The following is a 25,669-nucleotide window of genomic DNA, read 5'->3' as shown; positions in this document are numbered from 1 at the left end:
TTCCAGATCCGCTCTGCCGGAGGAGGCCCGCAGACCGGTACAGGATTTCGGGCTATTCACAGTGATCGTGACTTCGAGTGGTTGACCGGGCGCCCCCTCACAGATGAAGAGCGCTCGTATCTGGCCGGTGGGGGCGTTCTTCTTCTGGCCGACTATGGGCCACAGGACACGACGTCTGTCGACGTGGTACTTCAAGATGCCGAGACCGAAGAAGTTGTGTTGCTTGCTAGCGGTCTTCCGGCGAGGAAGGTTGCCCCTAGCGAGACGACTCGCGTGCAGTCAGGGGCTGCGATCGGCGCTGAGTTCCTCACACGTCTTGGCGCCCATGGGATCGAAGCCGTAGCTAGCCCGGCCACCATACTGACGGCTCCCGGCAGTCCGAGCGATTCGTCTACCTTGGCCAGACTACGGAACGTCTTGGCTACTCATGGAATCCCACCCGAAAGACTACGCGTTCAGCAGGGCATTGCGGACGCGATTGGCGACGGTGGTCGCACGATCTTGGTCATCATCGCGATGGGCGGCATCCTCACAGCAGCGCTGGCGTCCGCTGCGGCGGCGCTGTTGGGCTCTGACAGAGACAGAACACTGCGCCGTATGGGTGCCCGAAGGGCTTTGCGGATCAGGCTAAGCGTGATGACGCCGGCGCGAATACAGGCTAGCCGCGCTGCGATCGGATCGTTGGCAGGCCTCGTTGTCGCGACTGCCTTCCATGCTCCTCTCGGTCTTCGGGTCGGGATTGAACCCGCGCCCGCGCTATACGTCATTGGGGCCTGCCTTCTCGTCTCCGTGGCCAGCGCAGGTGCGACTTGGACGACAGCCACAAGGCGGGAGGCTTCCGGATGAGAAGCAAGGCGAAAGCGATTGGTCAGCGTGCGCCCGTATCCAATTCTGCTGGTGACGTCTGGGTCGAATTCTCCAATGTCTCGAAGAGCTTCCATTCCGACGGACGGCATGTTGCTGCTCTGCGAGACTTGAGCTTCGCAGCGTGCCAGGGCGAAGTGGTCGCGCTCGCCGGGCGCTCAGGCTCCGGCAAGACCACGGCGCTCAACCTCGCCTGCGGGCTGCACGTGCCTGATTCGGGGACTATTCGGTTGAACGGTCGTGACCTCGCAGGCCTGAGGCCGGGCGACCTGGCCACCCTTCGTCGTGACGGCATCGGCAGGGTCTTTCAGGACTTCGACCTGATCGACGAACTGACCGCCGAGCAGAATGTCGCTTTGCCGTTGGAGCTGCGAGGCGGCAGATCGGCCGATGCTCGTGCGGCAGCGCGGCAGGCGTTGCGCAGGCTTGGCCTTGATGGTCATTTCTCAGCAAGACCCCGCCGCCTGTCTGGAGGAGAGCAGCAACGCGTGGCGATTGCTCGAGCGATCGCTGCTCAGTCAGCCATGATCCTTGCTGACGAGCCCACAGCGAATCTTGACGAGGCGAATGCGATCGAGGTCGCCGACGCCCTCCGGCACGCTGCGCTCGGCGGTTCCTGCGTGGTCGTCGCGACGCACGACGAAGTTGTGATGCGGCACGCTGACCGGGTGATCCGAGTCGACCCCGACGACATCTGATGACGTCGTCGGACCCTCGGGATGCAGTGGAGCAGTTCGCCGATTCTCGGACGGTTGCTTGACCAGGCTGGTGACTGGTGCGAGGCGGAGAGGTCGACGCCCGCAAGGGCAAGGCTTCGGACACAAGGTCTTGCAACAGCGTCGGCGCCGAGTCGGACTGAGGGACAGGTGCGCGATTGGCTGCAGTGCGGGCGTTGCGGAGGTCGATGGCATCCCTGGGCTTGTGGCTGGGCCGGCTAGCCGCAGATGTCGTCCGCGGCGGTCGAGGTGGCCGGGTTGGCCAGGCTCGGTGCTGGCGTCGTGGGAGTGGACGACGAGGTCGGCGCCTGCACCTTGACCGATGAGACGCCGGTGTACGACGAACCCACGATGACCTGGAACGTCTTACCCAAACCCTTGACCGCCTTGGTCTGGGCGCCGGGGAGGGCTGCTTGCAGCGTCTTCAATGAGGTGTCGTAGCGCGGGTCATACTGGATCGTCGTGGTCTGGTAGTCCGTCCGCGTGGCGTTCTTCGGCTGCCCGGAGACGGCGTAACCCGCGGCGGTGAAATCCTCCGCAGCGGTCTTGGCGAACCCGGCGGTGGTGGTCCCGTTGAGCACCGCAACCCCGATGTCCTTGGGCGCCACCGAGACCGTCGCCACGTCGGTGTCGTTCTGCTTCGTGATCGGCTTGTCGTCGCGCAGCGCGGCGAACAGCGCGGCGGACTTCGCGCTGTCCCACAGCACGGTGCTCTGTCCGTTGAACGTGTAGTTGCCGTCGGCCACTGGGACAGTGGTGAAGTCGACCTTCTTCATGTCGATGGACGACAGCCGGCCGGCGAGGTTGAGGATCTCGTCGCGACCCAGTGTCTCGTCGACCGTCAGGCTCTTCAACGCGGCGTCGATGAAGCCGTTGAGCGAGAGGGGGTTGAGCAGGGTTCCCTTGCTGGTGACCTTCTGCAGCATGGCGGTCAGGAACTTCTGCTGGCGCTGGATGCGGCCGAAGTCGGAGTCGATGTACCGCACCCGGACGAAGGCCAGCGCCTGTGCGCCGGCGACGACCTGCCGCCCGGCCTTGAGGTTCAGGCCGGAGTCGCTGTCCTTCACCGCCTTCGGCAGGCAGACCTCGACGCCGCCGACGGCGTCGACCATGGCCAGGAAGCCCTGGAAGTTGACCTCGACGTAGTGGTCGATGCGCACGCCGGTGGCCTTCTCGACCGTGGCGACCGTGCAGGCCGGACCGCCGAGGCTGTACGCGGAGTTGATCTTGGTCCGGGTGGGGTTGGTCTTCTTGCCCTTGCTGTCGGTGCACGCCGGGATGGTCACCAGCGAGTCGCGGGGGATGCCCACCACGGTGACGTGGTTCGCGTCCGCGCCGATGTGCATGATCATGATGGTGTCGGAGTGGCGGCCGTAGTCCTCGACGCCGACGTGCAGTTCTTCGGCCTTCTTGTTGCTGATGCCGGTGCGGTCGTCCGAGCCGACGATGAGGATGTTCATCGCATCGACGCCCTCGGCCGACTCGGCCGGGCGATCGGCCTGAATCAGGCCGCCGAAGACGTCCGCGGAGTTGATCTCGCCGAGGTAGCGCTGCGACGCCGCCCAGCCGACTGTGCTGGTGAGCAGGACGCCGACGGAGACCGCCGCCGCGACGATACGACCGACGCGACGCCGACTGCCGCCGCGAGGATTCAAGTACGGCGGCAACGTCCCGCCAGGGGACCCGGCGCCGGACGGGCCGGGCCGGGCGCCGCTGGGCGGCATCGGGTCGGGCACGGGTGCAGTCCTCCAGCGCAGTAGGCCGCAAGCAGGCGTCGAAGGGGTGGGACGCGTCAGGGACCGGGTTGGTGCCCCCGCGAGGGTGTGACGTCGAGGGTAGGCCCGTCGGGGTCGCGACCCGGCCAGTCCGACCGGATCGCGGGCGTGTCGGGGCGGTGCCTGGCCCGCGGTAGCGTCGGCACGCCATGACGACCGACGCAGAGCCGGGGCCCGACGCCAGCGCCCCGGCGGAGCCGCCGGGGGTCAGCGTGGTCATCCCGGTACTGGACGAGGAGCGGCACCTCGCCGAAGCCGTGGCGCGGGTGCTGGCGCAGCAGTACGCCGGGCCCCTCGAGGTCGTCCTCGCCCTCGGGCCGTCCCGGGACCGCACCGACGAGGTCGCCGCCGAGCTCGCTGCGGCCGATCACCGGGTGCGCGCCGTCGACAACCCCAGCGGCCGGACGCCGCACGGCCTGAACGCCGCGGTCCGCGCGGCGTCGTACGACGTCGTCGTCCGCGTCGACGGACACGCCCTGATCCCGCACGACTACGTCGCGGTGGCCGTCGAGACGCTGGCGCGGACCGGTGCGGACAATGTCGGCGGCGTGATGGCTGCGGAGGGTGTCACCCCGTTCGAACGCGCGGTCGCCCGCGCCATGACGACCCGCCTCGGCGTGGGCGGGGTCGCCTTCCACGTCGGCGGCCAGGAGGGTCCAGCTCCCACGGTGTATCTCGGCGCGTTCCGGCGCAGCGCGATCGAGCAGGCCGGCGGGTACGACGAATCGATGCTGCGCGCACAGGACTGGGAGCTGAACCACCGCATCCGCGCCGCGGGGGGCACGGTGTGGTTCACGCCGCGGATGCGCGTGACGTACCGGCCGCGCGGCACCGTGCGCTCGCTGGCCCGGCAGTACTTCCACTACGGCCGGTGGCGGCGCGAGGTGGCACGGCGGCATCCGGACACCCTCAGCCCGCGGTACCTGGCCGCCCCCGTCGCGGTCGTCGGGGTCGGCGCGGGGATCGCGGCGGGAGTGACCGGAGCGCTGCTGGGGTCCCGGCTGCTGCGGGCCGGGTGGCTGGCGCCGGCGGCGTACGTCGCACTGGTGGTCGGCGGTGCCGCGCTCAATGCACGCGGCCTGCCGCCGGCGGTGGCGGCGCGGCTGCCGGTGGTCTACGCGGTGATGCACGGGGCGTGGGGCGTCGGGTTCCTTACCTCGCCGCCCGACCTCGCGCAGCGGGACCGCTGACCGACGCAGCACCGGCAGTGTCGGCAGCGGGGGCTTCGGTGGCAGGGTCGGTGGCAGGTCGCCGTAGCCCGGCCAGCAGTTCGAAGGACCGTCGCCGGTCGGCCGGGTCGTGCACCATCGTCGTGGCCATGATCTCGTCGGCACCGGTCGCGGCGATCAGGTCGCTCAGCGCAGCCGCGACCGTGGCCGGGCTGCCGATCGCCTGGCCCTCACGCCGTTGCGCGGCCGCGCCGAGTTCGGCCGTCGTCCACGGATAGGCCGCAGCCTCCTCCGGAGTGGGCAGCCGGCCCGGCCGGCCGCGCCGCAGGCGCAGGAACGACAGCGCCGCGGGCCCGGCCAGCCAGTGCGCCCGCTCGTCGTCGTCGGCCACGATGACCTGGACGGCGACCATCGCGTACGGCTCCGCCAGCTGCGCGGACGGCTGGAACGACCGGCGGTACAGCTGCAGCGCGGGGACGGTGTTCACGGCGCTGAAGTGATGCGCGAAGGCGAACGGCAATCCGAGTTGGCCGGCCAGCTGCGCGCTGAAGCCGCTGGAGCCCAGCAGCCACACCGGCGGCGGTTGCGACGGTGTCGGCGAGCAGTGGATCGCGGCGTACGGGTGGCCGGGCGGGAAGCCGCCGTCGAGGAACGCCATGGTCTCGGCGAGGTGCTGCGGGAAGTCGTCGGCGCCCAGGTCCGCGCCCGGTCCGCGCAGGGCCAGTGCGGTGGCCGGGTCGGTCCCCGGAGCCCGGCCGATGCCCAGATCGATCCGGTCCGGGTGCAGACCGGCCAGTGTCCCGATCTGTTCGGCGACGGCCAGCGGGGCGTGGTTGGGCAGCATGATCCCGCCGGAGCCCACCCGGATCGTCTCGGTCGCCGCGGCGATCGCCGCCATGAGGACGGTCGGCGCGGCGCTGGCGATCCCCGGCATGTTGTGGTGCTCGGCGACCCAGAAGCGCCGGTAGCCGAGCTGCTCGGTCAGCCGGGCCAGCTGCAGCGTCGCGTGCAGCGCCGCGGTGGTCGACGAGCCCTCGCCGACGGTGGCGAGGTCGAGCGCGGACAGCGGGACATCGGGCAGGCGTACGCCGGCAGCTACGGTCACGCCGGTCCAACTCGGTGGCCGCCGAGATCCTTCCGGCCGCTCCGGCCCCGACGATGACGCCGAGTCCGCGGCCGGTCGGCCCCCGGTGTCAGCGGCGGGCCTCGTCGAGCAGGCCGATCAGGTAGTCGCCGTACCCGCTCTTGCGCAACGGTTCGGCGATTGCCGCGAGCGCACTGTCGTCGATGAAGCCCTCGCGCCAGGCGATCTCCTCGATACAGCCGATCTTCAGCCCCTGGCGCTGCTCGACGACCTGCACGAACTCGCCGGCCGCCATCAGCGTGTCGACGGTCCCGGTGTCCAGCCACGCGGTGCCACGGTCCAGCACGGTGACGGTGAGCGCGCCGCGGCGCAGGTACTCGTCGTTGACCGCGGTGATCTCCAGTTCGCCCCGGTCCGACGGGGTGATCGTCCGGGCGATCCCGACCACATCGTTGTCGTAGAAATACAGTCCGGGGACCGCGTAGCTGGACCGCGGCTTGGCCGGCTTCTCCTCGATCGACAGCACCCGCCCGTCGTCGGAGAACTCCACGACGCCGTACGCCGTCGGATCCGCGACGTGATAGGCGAAGACGTGGCCGCCGACGACGTCGGTGTTGCGGCGCAACGACGTCCCCAGGCCGGCGCCGTAGAAGATGTTGTCGCCCAGCACAAGGCAGACGGGCTGGTCGCCGATGAAGTCCGCGCCGATGAGGAACGCCTGCGCGAGGCCCTCGGGTCGCGGTTGTACGGCGTAGGAGATCTCGATACCGATCCGCGACCCGTCGCCGAGCAGCCGGACGAACTGGTCGTGGTCGTCCGGAGTCGTGATCACCAGGACCTCGCGGATCCCGGCCATCATCAGCAGCGAGAGCGGGTAGTAGATCATCGGCTTGTCGTAGACCGGCAGCAGCTGCTTGCTGACGCCGCGGGTGATCGGGTGCAGCCGGGTGCCGGAGCCGCCCGCCAGGATGATGCCTCGCATGGGCGGACCCTACCGTCGGGCTGCGGCGGGCCCAGGCGCCTAGACTCGCGCCCGCCGTCGCGGGGACGGCCTGCCGGCCCGGCAGCGGCGGGCCTACCGCCGAACCCAACCAACCGCCGACAAGGGGCAGCGATGCGCATCGTGGTCACCGGAGGTGCCGGCTTCATCGGCTCGCATTTCGTGCGGACGGTGCTGCAGGGCGGCTACCCGGCACTGGCCGGCGCGTCGGTCGTGGTGCTGGACAAGCTCACGTACGCCGGCAACCTGGCCAATCTCGACCCGGTGGCCAGCAACCCGGACCTGACCTTCGTGCAGGGCGACATCCTGGACCGGCCGTTGCTGGACGACGTGCTGCCCGGTGCCGACGCGGTGGTCCACTTCGCCGCGGAGTCCCACGTCGACCGGTCGATCACCGGGGCGGCCGATTTCGTGGTGACCAACGTGGTCGGGACGCAGACCATGCTCGACGCCAGCCTGCACGCGGGGGTCGGGCGGTTCCTGCACGTGTCGACCGACGAGGTCTACGGCTCGATCGACGAAGGATCCTGGCCCGAAACGCACCCGCTGGAGCCGAACTCGCCGTACTCGGCGAGCAAGGCCGGCAGCGACCTCATCGCGCGGGCGTACGCCCGGACCCACGGCTACGACGTCGTGATCACCCGCTGCTCCAACAACTACGGGCCGTACCAGTTCCCCGAGAAGGTCATTCCGCTGTTCGTCACCAATCTCATCGACGGCGCGACGGTGCCGTTGTACGGCGACGGCGGCAACGTCCGGGACTGGTTGCACGTCGACGACCATTGCCGGGGGATCGCGCTGGTCCTCGTCGGTGGGCGCGCCGGGGAGGTCTACAACATCGGCGGCGGTACGGAACTGTCGAACCGGGAACTCACCGGGCTGTTGCTGGACGCCACCGGCACCGACTGGCAGCGGGTGGTCCCGGTGACCGACCGCAAGGGTCACGACCGGCGTTACTCGGTCGACATCACCAAGATCAGCGAGGAGCTCGGCTACGCCCCGGCGGTCCCGTTCGAGCAGGGACTGGCCGACACCGTCGCCTGGTACCGCGAGAACCGGTCGTGGTGGGAGCCGCTCAAGGCCCGCGCGGCGCTGGTCTGATGGCAGCGGTCCCCGGGCCCGCGCAGCGCTGGCTCGTCGTCGGCCATCTGGGCATGCTCGGCCACGACGTGATGGCGGTGCTGACCGGCCGCGACGTCGTCGGGGTGGACCGCGACGAGATCGACATCGTGGACCCCGGCTCGGTCGACGGCGTCGTCGACGGCTACGACGTCGTGGTGAACTGCGCAGCCTGGACGGCCGTGGACGCCGCGGAGGAGCAGGAGGCCGCTGCCTTCGCGGTCAACGCCGTCGGGCCCGCCAATCTGGCACGCGCGTGCGCCCGGACCGGTGCCCGTCTGGTGCAGATCTCCACCGACTACGTGTTCGCCGGTGACGCGGCGTCGCCGTACGCCGAGGATGCCGCGCCGGCGCCGCGCTCGGCGTACGGCCGGACGAAGGCCGCCGGCGAGTGGGCGGTGCAGGCGGCCAATCCCGGCCGCAGCTACCTGGTGCGCACCGCCTGGCTGTACGGCGAGCACGGCCCGAACTTCCCCGCGACCATGGCCCGGCTGCAGCAGGAGAAGGACACCCTCGACGTCGTCGACGACCAGCGGGGGCAGCCGACGTGGTCGCGCGACCTGGCAGCGCAGCTGGTCCGCCTCGTCGACGCCGGCGCACCGGCGGGGACGTACCACGGCACCGCGTCCGGAGAGGCGACCTGGTACGACCTGGCGCGGGCAGTGTTCGCACTCGTGGGCGCCGATCCCGGCCGGGTGCGGCCGACGACCAGTGCCGCTTTCGTCCGGCCGGCGCCGCGTCCGTCGTACTCGGTGCTGGGTCACGACGGCTGGGCCCGGGCGGGGCTCGCGCCGATGCGGGACTGGCGCGAGGCCCTGCAGGAGGCCGCGCCGACGGTGCTGCCAGGATTCGGCCGACCTGAGGGCGAACCTGCTCGTCGTTGACCCGGTCACCCACCGGGTGCCTCGCAGGGGGAGGGCGTCACGAGTGTCGGCAACTCGCGCCGGTCGAGTTCGCGCGGCCGCCCTGGTGGCTGCGGTGTATCTGGTGCTCACCGGTACGGTCGCGGCCTGCACCGGGGCCTGGGAGAACAACGACGAGGCCGACCACGTGGTGCACGCGCAGCAGGTGCTGCGGACCGGTCTGCCCGCCACGATTACGCCGGGCAACGGGGTGGAGGCACAGCAGGGTCCGCTCTACTACTACCTGCTGGCCGGATGGCAGGCGGCACTGCGCATTCCGGCGTTCCGGCCTGATCCCCGGCCCGGTCCCGCCGAGGGCCCGCTGGAAGGCCGTCCGCAGCTGCTCGACCACACCTACAACGCCCGGCAGCAGCGGCAGGCGGAATGGCTGCGGCAGTTGCGGATCCTCTCGGTGGCGTGCGGGCTGGTCGCCGTGCTCGCCGCCTTCGGCACGGCGCTCCTGCTGACCGGCCGCACGGCGGCCGCGGTCGCCGTCGGATTGACGGTCGGACTGTGGCCGAAATTCGTGGTGGTCAACGCCGCGGTGACCAACAGCGCGCTGGTCGAGGCTCTCGTCGCCGTCGGCGTCCTGCTGTGGGTCCGCTGGGCACGCGCACCCGGGCTGGGCCGCGCTGCGGCAGTCGGCGCCGCGCTCGGTTGCGCGGTCCTGGCCCAGGTCACCGCCCTGCCGATCGCGATCCTGCTGCTGGGCGCGATGGCGTGGCGCAGCCTGCGCGCCCGGCAGTGGTGGCCGCCGGTCCTCGCCGCCGGTGTCGCGGTCGCGGTGTGCGGCTGGTGGTTCGTCCGCAACGTGGTGCTGTACGGCGACCTGCTGGCCACGCGTGCCGCGACGGAGAACTTCATCGCCCTGATCGGTCCGGGTCTGGTGCGGAATCCACCGGAGTTGTCCGTGACCGTGATGCAGCAGGCACTGCCGGTGCTCTACCACAGCACCTGGTACCGCGGCGGCTGGAACCAACTGGGCCTGCCCGACGGGCTCGACCTCGCGCTGTGGCTCCTGGCGGCGGTGAGCCTGGTCGGGCTGCTGCGGTACCGGCTGCGCGGTGGACTCCCGATCGTGCTGGCGGCGCTGGGGAGCCTGATCAGCTGGACCCTGCTGGTCCGGCAGTACACCCAGTCCGAAGGCCGATACCTGCTGGTCGCGGTCAGCGCGTGGGCGATGCTGCTGGTGTGGGGCACCTGGCGGCTGATCCCGTGGCGATCCGTCGGGCTGTGGCTGTGGCCGGTTGCCCTGCTCGCCGCGGACGTCGTGGTGCTGGCGACGTGGGTGATCCCGCATCGCACCCTGTGACCGTCCGTCCTGAGGAGCCGGCGCTGTCGGTTCGCCGTACGCCGCCGTCGTGCCGGCTGTCGCGCCGCTGCCGCGGTACTGCCCAGCGGCCGATCCCGCAGCTAGGTTGACGCCGTGGCGAACACCTCGGTGCGCGGTCGCGCACGGCAGCGCCTTCGGCGGAGCCGGTTCGGCCGGACCGGGTGGGCCCGGTGGGTGATACGGCAGACCGGCCCGCGGCGTTCCGCTGCAGCCGCGGTCAAGGCCGGCGCAGTGACGGCCGGCGGGGCTGGCGCGCCGCCCGCGCCGAACCGGATCGACCTGATCACCGCGTCCCTGGAACTCGCCGGGCTGGGCTTGGAGATCGGCCCGAGCCACAACCCGATCCTGCCCAAGCGGGACGGCTACAACGTCCGGGTGGTCGACCACCTGGAAACCAGCCGGCTGATCGCGAAGTACCAGCAACTCGGCGTCGATACCGCCAAGGTCGAGGACGTCGACTACGTCGTGGAGGGCGAACGGCTGTCCGACGTGATCGACGCCTCTTTCGACTACATCGTCGCGTCGCACGTGATGGAGCACACGCCCTGCCTGATCTCGTTCCTGCAGGACTGCTCGTCGCTGTTGGAACCCGGTGGTTCGCTCAGTCTTGCGTTGCCGGACAAGCGATACTGCTTCGACCACTTCCGGGAACGGTCCTCGCTCGGCCGGGTCATCGACACGTACGAGCGCGAGGTGCTGATCCACTCGCCGGGGTCGGTTGCGGATTTCGCGATGAACGCCGTGAACCGGGATCAGCAGATCACCTGGTCGCGCGGCTGCGACGTGCCGTTCAGCCGCATTCACGATCTCGACGGCGTGCGGGCGATGATGGCCGTGGCAGGTGCGGGGACGTACGTGGACATCCACAACTGGGTGCTGACGCCGTACCACACCCGGCTGTTGTTGGACGACCTCTACCACCTGGGCTATATCGATCTGCGGGAGCGTTCGTTCCACGACACCGTGGGTTTCGAGTTCTTCCTGACGCTGTCGAAGGCCGGCCCCGGTCCTGATCTCAGCCGGGCGGAACTGTCCGAACGGGCCTACGCCGAACTCGCCGCCGGCTAGTTGCGCGCGCTCGTCCGGTAGACCGGCGTCATCGCGCGAGCACCCAGCACGGCACCGTGACCGACCAGCTGCCGCCGGGGGCGATGTTGATCGTCCCGGTCCCGCGCTGGTCGACCGCGCAGGTCGCCTGGGCCGTGCGCACCTCGGCCACCCAGGCCGGCCCGGCGACCCGGTACGGCTCGATGGGGAACCGCACGAGCCATGCCACCACGAGGACCGTGGCAACGCCGACGCCGAGCGCTCGACGGGCACCGCCGGCTCGTATCAGGCAGGCGACCCCCATCACGACCGCGAGTGCCACGAACACGCTCGCGGCGTAGAAGTAGCGCGACGCGTGGCCGTTGGCCGCGACCGTGACGACGTACGTGGCCAGCGACGTGAGCAGCGCCGACACGGCCACGATCCGCTGCGCCGGATCGCAGCCGGCGACCAGCAGCGGCGCGAGGGACAGCGCCACCACGGCGACGGCGGCCACGATCGTCACCCCGGTCACCCAGCCGACGGGGTCGGGATGATCCGTCCACGCCACCGCGGCCGCCAGCGCGCCGCGGAAGTCGGTGAGCAGCCCCCATCCCTCGGGCGGCATCGGGGGGATCGTCCGTTCGCCGCGATGCAGCAGGAACACGCTGGCCTGGATCGTCACCGCGACCAGCAGCCCGAGCGCGGGAGCGGCGCGCTGCAGCCGCTGGGTGGCAGGGCTGTGCCGGACCCGCACGATCCGCGCCAGTGCCACCGGTACGGTCGCGATCGTTAGGGGGCTGCCGACGGCAGCGAGCGCGGCCACAACGGTGTCGAGCGCAGCGCGGGAGCGCGACGGTCCGTCCCGCCAGACCGGGACGACCGCCCAGAACGCGGCGTACGGCAGGAACCACTGGATGTTGGCCAGTGACAGCGCCACCTCGCCGCGGAACCCGGGGATGACCGCCGGCAGCAGTCCGGCCGTGACAGCGACCGCGGTCGGCAGGCCGGCTCGCAGCGCCTGCCGAGCGGCGAAGCCGCCGACCAGGCCGACGGCGACCGCGGTCAGCGCGGCCAGCGCGATACCCGCCCGGCTCGGATCGACCCAGCTCGCGGGGACCGCGAGCAGCCGCGCTGTCACGTTCAGGTAGCCCTGCACCCGCTCGGTAAGACAGCCGCCCAGGCCCTCCTGCCACTGGCAGTGCAGGAACAGCGAACCGTCTTCGGCCCACACGGTGCGGCCGGGTGGCGCGGTCAGCGCGAACCGGATCAGGGCCAGCCCGGCGGTCAACCCCGACACGATCGCGACGACGACGGCCACGTCGGTACGCCGAGCGGCCACGTCGGTACGGCGAGCGGCCGCGGTGGCCGTGCCGGCCGGCGCGCTCAACTGGGGCATGTGCGGAACTCCAGGGGCGGGATGACTCCAGAGTGGCCGGTGTGGACCCGCCCTCGGTCGCTGGCTCGAACGGGACCGTACACCGCCGCGTCGCGGTCGGGATGCGGCGCGCTCGCCGGTAGTCTGTGCACCCGTTCGGGGCCGGGACAGGACGGCGAAGCCGTAGCGCAGACGAGGGGTGCCGCATGCTCGACGTGGTCGTCGTGGGCGGAGGTGGTCACGTCGGACTGCCGCTGGCCCTGGCCTTCGCTGATCGCGGGCTGCGCACCGTGTCCTACGACATCAACGCGGACACGGTGGCGCGAGTGTCCGCGGGGCAGATGCCGTTCAGCGAGGACGGTGCCGAACCGGTGCTGGCTCGGGTGTTGGCCGACAACCGGTTCTCGATCACCGCGGATCCCTCGGTCATCGCCGACGCCGACACCGTCGTGGTGGTCGTCGGCACCCCGGTGGACGAGCACCTCAACCCCGACCCGGACGCGGTCATCGCGGCGGTCCGGCAACTGGTCCCCTCGCTGCGGCCGAACCAGCTACTGGTCCTTCGCAGCACCGTCTACCCCGGCGTGACGCGCCAGGTGATCAAGTTCCTCGACGAGGAAGTGCCGGGGATCCAGGTCGCGTTCTGCCCCGAGCGCATCGCGCAGGGCCGGGCGATGACCGAGTTGTTCACGCTGCCGCAGATCGTCGGCAGCGACGACGACGCGACCGCGGAACGGGCCGGGGCGCTGTTCAAGGTTCTTTCACCGAGCATCGTGGTCACGTCGCCCGAAGAAGCCGAACTCGCCAAACTGTTCACCAACGTCTGGCGGTACGTGAAGTTTGCCGCTGCCAACCAGTTCTACATGATGGCCAACGATGTCGGCGTCGACTTCGACCGGGTCCGCCAGGCGCTGGCCCAGGACTACCCGCGCGCGTCCGACATGCCGGGGGCCGGTTTCGCCGCGGGCCCGTGCCTGCTCAAGGACACGTTGCAGTTGGCGGCGTTCGAGGACAACCGCTTCGCGCTGGGCCACGCCGCCATGATGGTGAACGAGGGACTGCCGCTCTACCTGGTGAAGCGGCTGGAACGGATGGTCGATCTGCGGTCGACCACCGTGGGCATTCTCGGTATGTCGTTCAAGCCGGGCACCGACGACCCGCGCGCGAGCCTGTCGTACAAGCTCCGCAAGATCCTGGCCTTCCGCGCCGCAGCCGTGCTGTGTACGGATCCGCTGGTCGACGACGACCGGTTGGTGCCGCTGGAGCGCGTGCTGGCCGAGTCCGACGTCCTCATCATCGGGACGCCGCACGAGGAGTACCGCGACCTGGCGGTGTCCGTGCCGGTCGTCGACGTGTGGAATCTGCGCGGCGAGGGCGTCCGGGTATGAGCGGGGCGCCTCGGGTCACCGTCGTCGTGCCCGCCTACATGGAGGGCGACGCCGTCGAGCCGATCCTGGCGCGGTTCGCCGAATCGGTGGAACTGCCGTTCGAATGCCTGGTCGTCGTCGACGATCCGGCGGACTCGACGGTGCCGGTGGTGGAGAAGCTGTCGCTGGACGACCCGCGATTCCAGGTCGTGGTCAACACGTATGGCCGTGGCCCGGCCAACGCCATCCGGTTCGGTATCGACCGGGCCAGCGCGCCGGTCGCCGTGGTCACCATGGCCGACGGGTCCGACGATCCTCGCCAGATCGACGAACTGGTGCGCCTGGTCGAGCGCGGCGTCGTGATCGCCGCCGCGTCCCGGTACATGCCCGGTGGCCAGCAGGTCGGCGGGCCGTTCGTCAAGAGTCTGCTGTCGCGGGGCGCGGGAATGAGCCTGCGGTTGCTTGCCGGGGTCGGGACCCGGGACGCGACGAACTCGTTCAAGGCCTATTCGACCCAGTTCGTCCGCGACGTCGGGATCGATTCCCGTGACGGGTTCGAGATCGGGATCGAATTGACCGCGAAGGCCCGGCGGCTGGGTCTGCCGGTGGCGGAGATTCCCACGATCTGGCTGGAACGCCACGCCGGTGAGTCGAACTTCAAGACCGTCGAGTGGATCCCGCGCTACCTGCGCTGGTACCGGTTCTCGTTCGGACCGCGGCTCACGCTGGCCGAACTGAAGGCGCGGACCGCCCCGATCGAGTAGTCCGTTTCGTACCCCCCCGTCTGCAGTCCCCGTCCTCGAAGATCGTCACCCTGGAGAAGCTCACTCATGGCAAAGGTACTCATCACCGGCTCGGCTGGCTTCATCGGCGGTTACGTGGTCGAGGAACTGCTGAACCGCGGCCACCAGGTCGTCGGCGTGGACAACTACAGCAAGTACGGGCCGGTCGCGCGAAGCTACGACAGCCACCCTGACTACCAGTTCGTCGAGGGCGACGCACGCGACGTCGACCTCATGACGAAGTTGCTCAGCGACTGCGACCATCTGATCGCCGGCGCGGCGCTCATCGGTGGGATCTCGTACTTCCACACCTACGCCTACGACCTGCTGGCCACCAACGAGCGCATCATCGCCTCGACGTGCGACGCCGCCATCGCCGCGCACCGCGACGGCAATCTGCAGAAGGTCACCTACCTGTCCTCCTCGATGGTCTTCGAGTCCACCGAGCGCTGGCCGTCGGTCGAAGGCGACGAGCGGGCGGTCCCGCCGCCGCTGTCCTCGTACGGTTTCCAGAAGCTGGCCGTCGAGTACTTCGCGCACGCGGCGTGGGACCAGTACCACCTGCCGTTCACCATCGTGCGGCCGTTCAACTGTGTCGGTGTCGGGGAGCGCCGCGCGCTCGGGGATGTCGAGATCAAGTCCGGCAACGTCGAACTCGCGATGAGCCACGTGGTGCCGGACCTGGTCCAGAAGGTCCTCAAGGGTCAGGACCCGCTGCACATCCTGGGCGACGGCAGCCAGATCCGCTGCTACACCTACGGCGGCGACCTCGCGCGCGGCATCGTCACCGCGATGGAGCACCCGGCGGCCGAGAACAACGACTTCAACCTGTCGACCCCGGTCGCCACCGACGTGCGGGAACTCGCCGAGGTGATCTGGCGCAAGATCAAGGGCCCGGACGTGCCGCTGCGGCTCACCAGCGACGAGCCGTTCACCTACGACGTGGCCAAGCGGATCCCGGCCACGGACAAGGCACGCGACGTGCTCGGCTTCGAGGCCACGACGACTCTCGACCAGATGCTGGACGAGGTCATCCCGTGGATCGAGCAGGCCGTCGCCGACGGCACCATCTGACCGGCCGGTGGCTGCCGCGGTCAGCGCCGACACCCGATCGGTTCGAGCGCCGTACGGCTATCGGCCCACCGTCATCGGGCTGTTCGCCGTCGCCGCGGTGGTCCACCTGGTCCTGCTGTCGAAGCAGTGGTTCTTCTACGACGAATGGGCCTACCTGGATCCTGACGTCGAGGCGCCGGGCCGATCGTTCCTGACGTGGTTGTTCACGCCGCACAACGAGCACACCATCGTGTGGACCAGGCTGTGGTTCCAGGGTGTGCTGCACGTCGACGGGATGAACCACTACGTGCTGTACGGGCTCCCAGTCGTCGTACTGAATCTCGTGGTGGCCGCCTCCGTCCTGGTGATCGCGCGGCGAGTGACCAGGCGGCCGTGGCTGGCTGCGTTGTGCGCCGTCCCGATCCTGTTCATGGGTGCCGGCACCGAGAACCTCATGTGGGCGGGGCAGTCGCAGTTCATCCTGCCGGTCGCGCTGGTCCTGGGCTGGATCGCGCTGACCGACAGTTCCCGGCTGCCCGGTTCGGTCCTGGCGCGGACACTGCTGGCCGCCGGATTCGCCGTGGTCGGCGCGCTGAGTTCGCTGGTCTACCTCCCCCTCGCGGTGGCGCTGGCCGTGTACATGGTGCTGCGCCGGCAGTGGTGGCCGGCGGCGGTGACGATCGCGATCCCGGTGCTGCAGTGGGGGATCGCCCGGGTCGTCTTCGATCCGGTCCATGCCCGGCTGTACAGCGCGAAGAACATCTGGGACTACCTCGAGCACGTACCGCAGTACGTCTGGGCCGGTTTCTCCGCACCGCTGCGCAGTACGTTGCACAGTCCCGAACTCGGCTACGTGGTCCTCGGTGTCACCGTGGTCGGCGTTCTCGTGCTGGCCACCCGGCGGCGGGCCGCGTCACTGGCCTGGACGCTGCTGGGCGCCATCGTCCTGTTCTTCCTGGTGACCGGGTACGGCCGGCTCGCACTCGGTCCGGCGCAAGCGGAATCGGGTCGCTACGCCTATATCGCGATGGCCCTGATCGCCCCGGTCTGGGCGCTGCTGCTGGCCGGCGTACTGGACCGGGCGCGCCGGGCGGACCTGCGCCCGGTCACGCCGGGAAAGTGGAGCGCGGCGGTGCTGGTGGGGACGTTCGCCGTGCTCGGCGCGACCTTGCTGCTGACGCAGGCGCGGGCGGATGCCCGGCTGAAATCGGCGACCGAGGACGTCGTGCGTGCGGCGGCGGCCGAAGTGGGTACCGCGGTCGCGGCCGGCACGGGTCGGCCGGAACCGGCGTACGCCCCCGACCTGACCGCAACTGCGCTGGCCCGCTACGTCGCAGCCGGTTACCTGTCCACCGCGCCGGTCCGCAACGACGCCCGCGCCCAGGCCCGGGTCAACCTTGGCTGGGCTGCGTCGCCGGCGCCGTCGCCGAATCCCGCCTCGCGCGACTGCGCATCGGTCACCCCCAGCGGTTCCCGCCCGCTCGACCCGTCTATTCGCTACCTGGTCACCGGACCCAGCGGCGCCACCGTGCAGCTGGCACCGGTGGGTTCGGCGGCCGGGCCGACACGGGTCGTGACGTTGACCGGCGCCACCGTTGTGGCACCGGTCCGGCCCGGTGTTCCGCCCGCGGAACTCCGGAACTCCAGCACAGCCGCGGTTACCGTGTGCGCCACCGGCTGAGAACCCGTGCGGACTAGGCTGCTCCCGTGATGACCGCGCGGCCACTGCCACGGTCGGGCTCGTCCCGGCGGGCGTCCGGGTGACGCGCGAGAGCCAGGCGATCTTCGCCCACTTCGATCCGGACGGCCTGGTGGCGCCGCACGTTCGCCGGCACCTCGCCGAACTCGCCGCCACCGTGGACCACGTCGTGATCGTGTCGACCGCACCGCTGACCGCACGCAGCCACCGGCGATTGGCGCAGTACGGGCAGGTGATCACCCGGCGCAACGAGGGTTACGACTTCGCCAGCTGGCGCGAAGGGATCCTGCGCACGGTCGACTGGTCCGCGCCGCCCCGGCTGGTGATCGGCAACGACAGCACGATCGGCCCGTTGCGTCCGTTGCGGTCCATGATCGCGAGCATGGACGCCAAGGGCGCCGACGTCTGGGGTGCCACGGTTTCCTACCAGTACGAGCGGCACCTGCAGTCGTTCTACCTGGTGTGCGATCCGAAGGTGGTGGCCGACTCGGCGTTCCGGGCGTTCTGGGAGTCGATGACGCCGATCTCCAAGCGCATGTTCGTGATCGAGCGCTACGAATTGGGCTTCTCCCGGCTGATGCGCGTCAAGGGATACTCGTTGGCCGGCTATTTCGAGCCCACGCCCCGGGAGCAGTTCCTCTGCGACCTTCGCCACCGACGGGCCATGGTGGGCAACAAGGGATGGGACAAGCTGCGCCGGCCATGGGAACTGTGGCGGGACACCACTCGCATCCCCGGCGCCGGCAGCAATCCGATGGTGGGGCTGTGGGACCGCGCGATTCCCGACGGGCGCCTGCCGTTCGTGAAGTTCGACTCCATCCGTGACGATCCGTACCACCTCGGCAGCGAGCAGATGATCGCCCGCTGCGAGAAGGCATTCCCACGGATGTTCGACGGGGTGAGGGAGTACATCGACCGTACTCGTGCGGCCTACGCACTGCTGCGCGCGTGAGCGCCGCGGGCGCCCTGCGCCGCCGGCTCCGCACGACCACCCGCCGGGTCCCGGTCGTGGGAAGCCGGCTGCGGCAACATGATCACGCTGCTGCGATCCGGAAGATCCAGCGGTCGGGGATCTTCGATCGCGAGTGGTACGAGGTGCAACGGGGCCGCCGTTTCCCGGACGAGCCGCAGGCCATCGCGGACTACCTCGGCCGGGGCCGTGAGGCCGGGCTCTCGCCGTCGCCGCTGTTCGAACCCGCGTGGTTCGCCCCCAAGAGCTGGCGTCGCGCCGCGGTCGATCCGCTGCTGTCCTATCTGGCTCGGGGCGCCGGGAAGCATGGCATCCATCCGCTGTTCGACGACGCGGCGTACCTGCGCCGATACCCGGCAGCGGCACGGCACCCGGGACGGGCGCTCGGGCATTTCCTCACTCGTCCCGACGGCGACGATCGACTGCTCGGCCGCCGGCGCCGCTACCGCGAGGTGCGACCAGCATTGCTGGCCGCGCAATTGACGTGGCGGGAACAGAACCAGAACGTCCGGCGCGCCCGCCGCCACGGCCCGGTGCTCGACGAGTGGGACGCGTCGCTGCTTCACACCCTGCCGGCCGGCCACCGCCCGCTGGTCAGCGTGCTGATGCCGGTGCGCGATCAGGCCACCCAGCTGGTGGCAGCGGTGGCGTCGGTGCAGGCGCAGTCCTGGTCGCACTGGGAACTGATCGTCGTCGACGACGGCTCGTCGGACGCCACGGCCGAGGTCGCGACGTTGCTGGCCGCCTCCGATCCGCGGATCCGCGTCGTGTCGACGCCGCCGCGAGGCGTGGCGGCGGCCCGCAACCGGGCGCTGCAGGAGGCGACGGGGACCTACGTGGCGTTCCTGGATTCGGACAATATCTGGACCCCGCACCAGCTGGCGGCCGCCGTGGTCGCGCTGGCGGATGGCCGAGCGATAGCGACCCACGCGACCGCGGCCCGCCGGATCGGCATCGACCGGCACGATCTCACCTTCCCCACGGATATCACTGTCCTGCAAGAAGTTCCGCGAGTCGATCTCAACGCTCTCGTGGTGACCCGGACCGCCGTCGGCCAGGTCGGCGGTTTCGCGGAGGACCTGGCCCGGTACGAGGACTGGGACTTCGTCCTGCGGCTGACGAAACTGGGCCAGATCATCCCGCTTCCCCTGGTCGGGTCCTGGGCGCATCAGGACCTGTCGATCACGACTCGGGCCAGCGACGTCGAACCACCCGAATGGGCCGAGGTGGTGCTGGGTCGTCATCAGCGGCCGTGGGATCAGGTACGAGACGAACTGCCGGGCCGCTTCCACGAAGTGTCCGTGCTGGTGCCCGCCATCGGCCGGTGGACCGACACCGTGACCACGGTTCGTACGGCACTGGCGTCCGCCGCCAACCTCGACGTCGAAGTCGTCGTCGTGCAAGGCGGCGGCACACGTTTCTCCTGGACGATGATCGTGGCGAACCTGTTCCACGAGAAGCGGATCCGCTTCCGCCGGACCGGCCAGCCGCGCAGCATCGCCTACCTGGCCAACGTCGCCTTCCTCGCCAGTCGCGGTCGTACCGTCGTCATCCTGCCCGGTGGTGCGACCGTGGTGGCCGGATCGGTCGTCGAGCTGGCCCGCGCCGCCACCCGCGAAGGGGCCGTGGCGGCACAGCCGTTGGTGGTGGACAGCCGGGGCGGTCTGTGGCCCCCGGGTCGTCTCGGCAGCCAGGACGACTCCGGCTGGGGGGCGCCGCCGTTGCTGTCACTGGTCGGTTCGGCGGTCGTGGCCACCGCGCTGGCCGCGGTCGACGGCCTGGATCCGCGGTGTTCGCCCGGGGGGGAGATGTCCGACCTGGTGTTGCGGCTGGCCGCCGGACCCGAGGCAGTCGTGGTCGTCGAGTCGTCGGTGCGGGTCGAGGTCAACGACGCGCTCGAGTCGCTCGGACGACCCGACCCGGAGCTGACGGACCGGTTGGCCGAACGCTGGGATGCCGGCGTACGGCTGCGGTTCGACGACGCCGGACGCAAGCTCGGGCTCGCCCTGGGCCGGCGCTGATACGGCCCGCGCGCGCCTGCCCGGCCGTATCGGCGCCTTCTCTAGGATGGGCCCGCGCCGAGCAGGCCCGACCCGGACGGAAGAGGTCACATGAGTAGCCCGATCACCGAGTCCGCGGGATCCTCCGGCGCGGGTGGCGACGGCACCACCACGACGGCCGACGATTACGGGGCGCACTACTACCGCCACCACCTCGGTCCGCCGTACGAGCCGGGGCATCCTCACTGGACCGCCTTCTTCGACGCCGTCGCCGAGCGCATCGTCACGACGTTCCGGCCGGCGACCGTGCTGGATGCCGGCTGCGCCAAGGGCATCCTGGTCGGGTCGCTGGTCGGGCTCGGCGTGGACGCGTCGGGCGTGGACGTCTCCGACTACGCCATCGCCGACGGCGATCCGCGGGCGGCGGGACGGCTTCGGGTCGGTTCCCTGGTCGAGCCGATCGAGGGCCGATTCGATCTGATCACCTGCATCGAGGTGATCGAGCACATGGCTCAGGCCGATGCCGAGCTGGCGCTGGACAACATTTGCGCGGCGACAGACGTGCTGTTGTTGTCCACCACCCCGTTCGACCTGAACGACACCACCCACGTCAACGTGCGCATGCCGGCTCATTGGGCCTCCATGCTGGCCGACCGCGGTTTCTATCGGCGGTTCGACCTCGATCTGAGCTGGCTGACGCCTTGGGCCGCGGCGTATCAGCGCCAGCCACTGAGCGTCCGGGAGATCGTCCACGGCTACGAGGACCGGATGCCGTGGCTGCAGATCGAGGTCAACGAGAAGCGCGCCCACGCGCTGGGCCTTTCGCACGAGCTCGGTGAGCAGGAACAGCAGGCCGAGCAACTGCGCCACGAACTGCTCCGGCAGCGCGACCTCGTGCTGGGGCTGCAGGCCGAAGCTGCTCGCGCCCAATGGGAAGCGGAGGATGCCACCGACCGCCTCGAGCAAGCCGAACAGTTGCTCACTCGTTCGCGCGCTCGTGCCCGGGAGCTGGAGAACCGGTTGCGGACGTTGTCCTCTTCCCGGGCGCTGCGGGTCGGCCAAGCCGTGCTGCGGCCGGCTGTGACGCTGCGCCGCAAGCTGCGATGACGCCGCCCCGGGTCGTCGTCGTCGAACGTGGGCCGGGTCCCGACGCGACACTGCGCAGTGCGGTCGCCGGTTCTGATGTCGCGGTACTTCTGCCGTCGGGGGCACAACTGGACGACGAGCAGCTCGATCGTCTGGTCGGTGCCGTCGCGGCTCCGGACGGTGCCGACGTCGCGTACGGGGACCTCCGGCTGCGCACCGGAGACCAGGAGGCGACCGTCGTCGCGCCGGCCTGGTCACCGTTACGGCTGCTGGGTGAGGACTACCTGCGTGGCCCGGTCGCCTGTCGTACCGAGCTGCTGGAGTCCGCAACCGACGAGGCCGACCCGGCTGCCTGGCTCGCGGTGTGGTTGCGGCTGGCCGAGTCCGGGGCCCGGTTCGCTCACGTCGACGCCACTGCCGAGGCCGCCGGTGATTCGGCCGACGCTGCGGCCGACGTGGACACCGTCGGCTCTCAGGCCGGCCTCGACGAGCGGATCCGGATCGTGTCGGAACAGCTGGCGCGCAGCGGACGTGACGCGGTCGTCACGGCGGCCACGGATCCGCGGTTCCTGCGGGTACGGCTGCGCCCGCCGGCAGGGGCGCGCGCCTCGCTCATCGTGCCGACCAGGGGAGGCCGCGGCGAGGCCTTCGGCAAGCAGCGCACCTTCGTCACGGAGTTCGTCCGCGACGTCGCCGCCCGGCAGTACCGCACCGACTACGAATGGGTGATCGTCGCCGACACCGACGGGCCCCGGGGATACCTGGACGAGCTACAGGCGATTGCCGGCCGCCGGCTGCGCGTCGTCGACTACGACCAACCGTTCAACTTCGCGGAGAAGTGCAACCTCGGCGCGCTGGCGGCGACCGGCGACTACGTGGTCTTCCTCAACGACGACATGGGCGTGATCACCGACGACTGGCTGGACGCCCTGGTCGGTTTGGCCGCTGACAGCGACGTCGGCGCGGTGGGCTGCAAACTCCGATTCGACGACGGTTCGTTGCAGCACGCCGGCCACGTCTACGACCGCAATCACGCCTACCACGCCTATCGCGCGATGGGCGACGACGACGGCATCGGTAGCGAACTGGTCGTCGACCGCGAGGTGTCCGGCGTGACCGGGGCGACCGTGGCGCAACGTCGTGAGGCGTGGGAGGCGGTCGGCGGTTTCTCCGAGAAGTTCCCGAACAACTACAACGACGTCGACTACTGCCTCAAGCTGCGGCTGCTGGGACTGCGGGTCATCCAGGCGAACTCCGTGGAGCTCTACCACTTCGAGACGAAGACCCGCGTCAACACCGTCCGGTCAAACGAAGGTGAACTCATGCGGCGACGGTGGCGGCACGAATTGGAACGCGAGCGCTACACCGTGTTCCGCGGCTGACTCCAGCGAGACGATGTTCGGCGGCCGGCCTGAGGCGTGTTCGACGGCTGGCCCGAGCGACACACGATCGGCCGCCGAGCCCCGCCGGGCTCGGTGTTCGATCGCTGGTTCAGGCGCCGAATCCGGCGACGCTGCTCGCGCCGTACGCCGAGCATCCCGGGTCGAAGCTGGCGGGGAAGCCGCCCGATCCGCCGGTGGCGAATGCCGGTGCCGGGCCGAGCTGACGCTTGCCCACCTTGACCTTCGCGGTGCGGTCGTACTTCACGAACGTCTTGACTCCGAAGGCGTAGTTGCCCGTGATCGACGAGCCCGCCTTCTTCGACACCATGTGCACGTGTACGGCGGTCGTGCCCGACCGGAACTTGAACGACGAGTTGCCGAGCAGGTTGCCGTCCACCTTCAGTTTGCGGACGTCGCCGTGCAGCGTGATCTGCTTGCTGCCGCCGACGATGGTGTTGCCGGAGACGGTCACGCCCCACGGGCCCCGGGCGCCGCGCTGTCCGCCGTGGCCGAGTTTGATACCGGAGCCGTCCGGATGGTCGAACACGACGTTGCCGGTGATGGCGCCGCTGGTGTGCTTGTTGCCGGGGAAGCCGACGTAGATGTTGTGCCACTTCTCACCGGAGCCACCCGGCCGGCCGGCGCCGTGCACGCAGTTGCCGGCGAAGACGAAACCCTGCGGGAATGCGCCCTGGCCGTCCAGCTGGACGTTCGACAGCGAACCGGTCTGCGCGGCACCGAAGATCTCCGAATCCGTGACGCGCCAGCCGGCCCCGCCTTCGATGCGAAGGCCGGGACGATTGCTGACCGTGCCCTGGATGCGCAGGTGCGACAACCACCAGTAGCTCGGGTTGCTCTCGTAGACCGCGTTGTCGCGGCCCTTGCGGATCTCGGCGTTCGGAGTTCCCAGCGACAGCGATCCGCGGATCAGCGGCGGATCGGCGGGGTTGAGGGCGGTGACCTGGATCGGGGCGTCAGCGCGGCCGGGGCGGATGACCGGGTTCGCTGTCCCGGGCGTGCCGATCGTGTAGGTGCCGGGAGCCAGTTGGAGCACGTCGCCGGGGCACAACGAGCGCAACAGGGTCTGCAGGTCGTTGGGACCGCTGACGGCGGCCGGGCCCACCACGAGGGTCTGCGGAGCCCCGCAGGCCGCGCCGTACGGCGCCGCGGCGGACGCCGGTGCTGCACCCAGGCCCGCGGCAGCGGCAGCCACGAGGGCGGTCGTCAACGTGACCGCCGTGGCGCGCGCGGGCAAGGATGTCGCGATGATCCGGGCCATGCAGCTGCTCCTCGCCGGGGTCGGGGTCGTGCCGGGCGGTCCGGTCCGGCGCGCGGTGGCGCGTCGGGCGTTACTGGCTGCTTCGGCTTCTCGCGGCGGGCGCCGTACCCCCGAACGTGTGAGTCGGCCCCGCCCGCCGGGCGCCTACACTCGCCCGGCCATGGCCTCGACGTCGACCGGGCGTCCGGAACGCGGGCCGTCCGGCGGCCTGCCGGCCGGCCGCCGGTCAGGGCATCGGGGCGGCCAGGGGCAGCCGATGACGGCTGGGGACACGCCATGACACGGGGACGGCCAATGACACCGGGGCGCCGATGACGGCCAGGAGCAGACCGTGACGGTCCGGACGGGCCCACGGGTGGTGGCGGTCGTCCTGCACTACGGGGATCCGGACGACACCGTGGCCGCCGTGCGCTCGATCGCCGCCGGTAGCTGGCTGGACGCCACTGTCGCCGTGGTGGACAACGACGAGGAGCCGGACCCCGACGCGCTGCGGCGACGGCTCGACCCGACCGTCCGATACCTGCCTGCCGGCGGCAATCTCGGATACGCCGGCGGCAACAACCTCGGGCTGCAGCTCGCACGGGAGCTGGGCGCGGACTACGCGTGGCTGGTCAACCCCGATGCCCGGGCCGGCGTCGACGCACTCGCCGAACTCGTGGCGGCCGCGGATGCGACGCCGACGGCAGCGCTCGTCGGCTCGCGGCTGGTCGCCGGCACACCGGCCCGAATCCGGTACGACGGGGCCGAGATCGACGTCCGGTCGGGGGAGACCCGGCTGCTGCGGGAAGGCATGCCCGCCGACGAGGCGCCAGCCGGCGCGGCGATCGACACCGACTACGCCCACGGGGCTTCCGTGCTGGTGCGGACTGCGCGGCTGCCTCTGCTGGGGCTCATCCCCGAGCAGTACTTCCTCTACTTCGAGGAGACCGACTGGGCGTTGCGCGCCCGGGCGCTGGGTCTGCGGGTGTTGGTCGCCCCCCGATCCGTGGTCGTCCACGAGCGGCGCTCGGCGCGCCGGATTCCCTCCGCCGGCTACGTCTACTACATGGTGCGCAATCGTGAGATCTTCGCTGCGACTTGGGGTTTCGACATCGACGGGGCGCGTGGGGTGACCGACCAGTTCGTGAGTGGGTGGCGCCGCCGGCTGGCGCAAGCCCGGCCGGACCTGCTCGACCGGTACGACGCGCTGGTGGCCGCAGCGCGTGCCGACGGTGCCGCCGGGGTCGTCGGCCGCAGCGACGTCCCTGATCGCCTGGCGATGCGGTGACCGCGCCCGACCCTGCCGCCGCTGGGCCCGACCCCGCCGCTGCCGCTGGGCGCGAGGGTGTCGATACGTCGGTCGCCGCTGAGCGCGAGGCATTCCTCGGGCGGCAGCAACCGCCGCGACCTGTGACCCCGAGGGGCCGGCCGTTGGCGGGCCGGCGGCCCCTCGCCGCCGGGTCGCCGGGCCTCGGCCCGGAGTCGGCGGCGGCATCGGCCGGGCGGCTCCGCCGCGCGGCTCGCCGGCTGGCCCGGGTACGTCGTCGTACGGCGCTGGAGTCGTCGGCGTCCCCAGCGGAGGTCCCGGCCACAGCAGCCGACCCCAGCCCACCGGCGGGCCTGCTCGCGGCGCTGGCGGCCCCGTCGCTGGCCGCCGGCCCGGGGCCCGGTGTGGTCGTCGTCGTACCCGATCCCACAGGCCCGGG

General features: G+C 70.6%; 21 protein-coding genes. 16 read left to right on the top strand and 5 right to left on the bottom strand.

Annotated features, from left to right (window positions below):
* Nucleotides 1–842: 842 nt before the first annotated feature.
* Nucleotides 843–1,562 carry an ATP-binding cassette domain-containing protein gene (locus EPO13_09915; protein TAK68430.1) on the top strand — a complete coding sequence of 240 codons (720 nt, stop codon included), beginning with the start codon at nt 843–845 and terminating at the stop codon, nt 1,560–1,562.
* 236 nt (nt 1,563–1,798) lie between these two features.
* Here the strand turns inward: EPO13_09915 and EPO13_09910 are convergent, their stop codons facing one another.
* Nucleotides 1,799–3,316, bottom strand: coding sequence for a LytR family transcriptional regulator (locus EPO13_09910; GenBank protein ID TAK68429.1), 1,518 nt, complete (start codon nt 3,314–3,316; stop codon nt 1,799–1,801).
* Nucleotides 3,317–3,504: 188 nt separating this feature from the next.
* Here EPO13_09910 and EPO13_09905 point away from each other — a divergent pair, with 188 nt between their 5' ends.
* Nucleotides 3,505–4,545, top strand: coding sequence for a glycosyltransferase family 2 protein (locus tag EPO13_09905; GenBank protein TAK68428.1), 1,041 nt, complete (start codon nt 3,505–3,507; stop codon nt 4,543–4,545).
* Here the strand turns inward: EPO13_09905 and EPO13_09900 are convergent.
* Both EPO13_09900 and rfbA read right to left on the bottom strand, forming a co-directional pair.
* Complete coding sequence (locus EPO13_09900) at nt 4,508–5,605, bottom strand: LLM class flavin-dependent oxidoreductase (protein TAK68691.1); 1,098 nt, start codon at nt 5,603–5,605, stop codon at nt 4,508–4,510. The two genes, EPO13_09905 and EPO13_09900, sit on opposite strands and share 38 nt — an antisense overlap.
* A gap of 112 nt (nt 5,606–5,717) precedes the next feature.
* Nucleotides 5,718–6,590, bottom strand: coding sequence for a glucose-1-phosphate thymidylyltransferase (gene rfbA / locus EPO13_09895; protein TAK68427.1), 873 nt, complete (start codon nt 6,588–6,590; stop codon nt 5,718–5,720).
* Nucleotides 6,591–6,722: 132 nt separating this feature from the next.
* Between rfbA and rfbB the strand changes: the two genes are divergently transcribed.
* The 4 genes from rfbB (at nt 6,723) to EPO13_09875 (ending at nt 11,030) form a co-directional block, all read left to right on the top strand.
* A complete protein-coding gene (rfbB, locus tag EPO13_09890) occupies nt 6,723–7,709 on the top strand; it encodes a dTDP-glucose 4,6-dehydratase (GenBank protein ID TAK68426.1) in 987 nt (328 codons plus the stop codon).
* The gene (gene rfbD / locus EPO13_09885; GenBank protein ID TAK68425.1) at nt 7,709–8,611 is read left to right on the top strand and encodes a dTDP-4-dehydrorhamnose reductase; all 903 of its coding nucleotides are present in this window, start codon (nt 7,709–7,711) and stop codon (nt 8,609–8,611) included. Before rfbB ends, rfbD begins: the two co-directional genes overlap by 1 nt.
* 43 nt (nt 8,612–8,654) lie before the next feature.
* Nucleotides 8,655–9,941 (top strand): hypothetical protein, encoded by a 1,287-nt coding sequence (locus EPO13_09880; protein ID TAK68424.1) that lies wholly within the window; start codon nt 8,655–8,657, stop codon nt 9,939–9,941.
* Nucleotides 9,942–10,055: 114 nt separating this feature from the next.
* Nucleotides 10,056–11,030, top strand: coding sequence for a methyltransferase domain-containing protein (locus tag EPO13_09875; protein TAK68423.1), 975 nt, complete (start codon nt 10,056–10,058; stop codon nt 11,028–11,030).
* Nucleotides 11,031–11,058: 28 nt separating this feature from the next.
* On the opposite strand, the gene EPO13_09870 is transcribed toward EPO13_09875, so the two are convergent.
* A complete protein-coding gene (locus EPO13_09870; protein TAK68422.1) occupies nt 11,059–12,387 on the bottom strand; it encodes a hypothetical protein in 1,329 nt (442 codons plus the stop codon).
* A 185-nt stretch (nt 12,388–12,572) separates the two neighbouring features.
* Here EPO13_09870 and EPO13_09865 point away from each other — a divergent pair, with 185 nt between their 5' ends.
* From EPO13_09865 to EPO13_09830, 8 genes are all read left to right on the top strand, one after another.
* A complete protein-coding gene (locus EPO13_09865; protein TAK68421.1) occupies nt 12,573–13,754 on the top strand; it encodes a nucleotide sugar dehydrogenase in 1,182 nt (393 codons plus the stop codon).
* Nucleotides 13,751–14,497 carry a glycosyltransferase gene (locus EPO13_09860; GenBank protein ID TAK68420.1) on the top strand — a complete coding sequence of 249 codons (747 nt, stop codon included), beginning with the start codon at nt 13,751–13,753 and terminating at the stop codon, nt 14,495–14,497. The genes EPO13_09865 and EPO13_09860 overlap by 4 nt, the downstream gene beginning before the upstream one ends.
* 66 nt (nt 14,498–14,563) lie before the next feature.
* Nucleotides 14,564–15,589, top strand: a complete 1,026-nt coding sequence (locus EPO13_09855; GenBank protein ID TAK68419.1) for an NAD(P)-dependent oxidoreductase — start codon at nt 14,564–14,566, stop codon at nt 15,587–15,589.
* A gap of 7 nt (nt 15,590–15,596) precedes the next feature.
* Nucleotides 15,597–17,249 (top strand): hypothetical protein, encoded by a 1,653-nt coding sequence (locus EPO13_09850; protein ID TAK68418.1) that lies wholly within the window; start codon nt 15,597–15,599, stop codon nt 17,247–17,249.
* A complete protein-coding gene (locus tag EPO13_09845) occupies nt 17,164–18,219 on the top strand; it encodes a hypothetical protein (protein ID TAK68417.1) in 1,056 nt (351 codons plus the stop codon). Before EPO13_09850 ends, EPO13_09845 begins: the two co-directional genes overlap by 86 nt.
* Entirely contained in the window at nt 18,216–20,258 is a 2,043-nt protein-coding gene (locus EPO13_09840) for a glycosyltransferase (GenBank protein ID TAK68416.1), read from the top strand. Before EPO13_09845 ends, EPO13_09840 begins: the two co-directional genes overlap by 4 nt.
* 90 nt (nt 20,259–20,348) lie before the next feature.
* On the top strand, nt 20,349–21,344 hold the full coding sequence (locus tag EPO13_09835; GenBank protein ID TAK68415.1) for a methyltransferase domain-containing protein: 996 nt from the start codon (nt 20,349–20,351) through the stop codon (nt 21,342–21,344).
* On the top strand, nt 21,167–22,705 hold the full coding sequence (locus EPO13_09830) for a glycosyltransferase (GenBank protein TAK68414.1): 1,539 nt from the start codon (nt 21,167–21,169) through the stop codon (nt 22,703–22,705). Before EPO13_09835 ends, EPO13_09830 begins: the two co-directional genes overlap by 178 nt.
* A gap of 109 nt (nt 22,706–22,814) precedes the next feature.
* Here the strand turns inward: EPO13_09830 and EPO13_09825 are convergent, their stop codons facing one another.
* Entirely contained in the window at nt 22,815–23,984 is a 1,170-nt protein-coding gene (locus EPO13_09825; protein TAK68413.1) for a hypothetical protein, read from the bottom strand.
* Between the two features lie 331 nt (nt 23,985–24,315).
* Between EPO13_09825 and EPO13_09820 the strand changes: the two genes are divergently transcribed.
* Together EPO13_09820 and EPO13_09815 are read left to right on the top strand one after the other, a co-directional pair.
* Nucleotides 24,316–25,251 carry a glycosyltransferase family 2 protein gene (locus EPO13_09820; protein TAK68412.1) on the top strand — a complete coding sequence of 312 codons (936 nt, stop codon included), beginning with the start codon at nt 24,316–24,318 and terminating at the stop codon, nt 25,249–25,251.
* The coding region (locus tag EPO13_09815) for a hypothetical protein (protein TAK68411.1) at nt 25,248–25,669 on the top strand (422 nt) is incomplete at its 3' end. The genes EPO13_09820 and EPO13_09815, both read left to right, overlap by 4 nt.

The sequence above is a fragment of the Actinomycetota bacterium genome (assembly GCA_004297305.1).
In the GTDB taxonomy this organism is placed as follows: Bacteria; Actinomycetota; Actinomycetes; order S36-B12; family FW305-bin1; genus FW305-bin1.
Note: the sequence above shows the minus strand (reverse complement) of the source record. Positions and strands in the feature narration are given on the sequence as shown.

Excerpts from the sequence above, each read along its gene's own strand:
- EPO13_09915 (TAK68430.1), top strand. The coding sequence starts at position 843 with ATGAGAAGCAAGGCGAAAGCGATTGGTCAGCGTGCGCCCGTATCCAAT.
- EPO13_09835 (TAK68415.1), top strand. The coding sequence starts at position 20,349 with ATGAGTAGCCCGATCACCGAGTCCGCGGGATCCTCCGGCGCGGGTGGC.
- EPO13_09830 (TAK68414.1), top strand. The coding sequence starts at position 21,167 with ATGGGAAGCGGAGGATGCCACCGACCGCCTCGAGCAAGCCGAACAGTT.
- EPO13_09870 (TAK68422.1), bottom strand. The coding sequence starts at position 12,387 with ATGCCCCAGTTGAGCGCGCCGGCCGGCACGGCCACCGCGGCCGCTCGC.
- EPO13_09865 (TAK68421.1), top strand. The coding sequence starts at position 12,573 with ATGCTCGACGTGGTCGTCGTGGGCGGAGGTGGTCACGTCGGACTGCCG.
- rfbA (TAK68427.1), bottom strand. The coding sequence starts at position 6,590 with ATGCGAGGCATCATCCTGGCGGGCGGCTCCGGCACCCGGCTGCACCCG.
- EPO13_09855 (TAK68419.1), top strand. The coding sequence starts at position 14,564 with ATGGCAAAGGTACTCATCACCGGCTCGGCTGGCTTCATCGGCGGTTAC.
- rfbD (TAK68425.1), top strand. The coding sequence starts at position 7,709 with ATGGCAGCGGTCCCCGGGCCCGCGCAGCGCTGGCTCGTCGTCGGCCAT.
- EPO13_09825 (TAK68413.1), bottom strand. The coding sequence starts at position 23,984 with ATGGCCCGGATCATCGCGACATCCTTGCCCGCGCGCGCCACGGCGGTC.
- EPO13_09860 (TAK68420.1), top strand. The coding sequence starts at position 13,751 with ATGAGCGGGGCGCCTCGGGTCACCGTCGTCGTGCCCGCCTACATGGAG.
- EPO13_09905 (TAK68428.1), top strand. The coding sequence starts at position 3,505 with ATGACGACCGACGCAGAGCCGGGGCCCGACGCCAGCGCCCCGGCGGAG.
- rfbB (TAK68426.1), top strand. The coding sequence starts at position 6,723 with ATGCGCATCGTGGTCACCGGAGGTGCCGGCTTCATCGGCTCGCATTTC.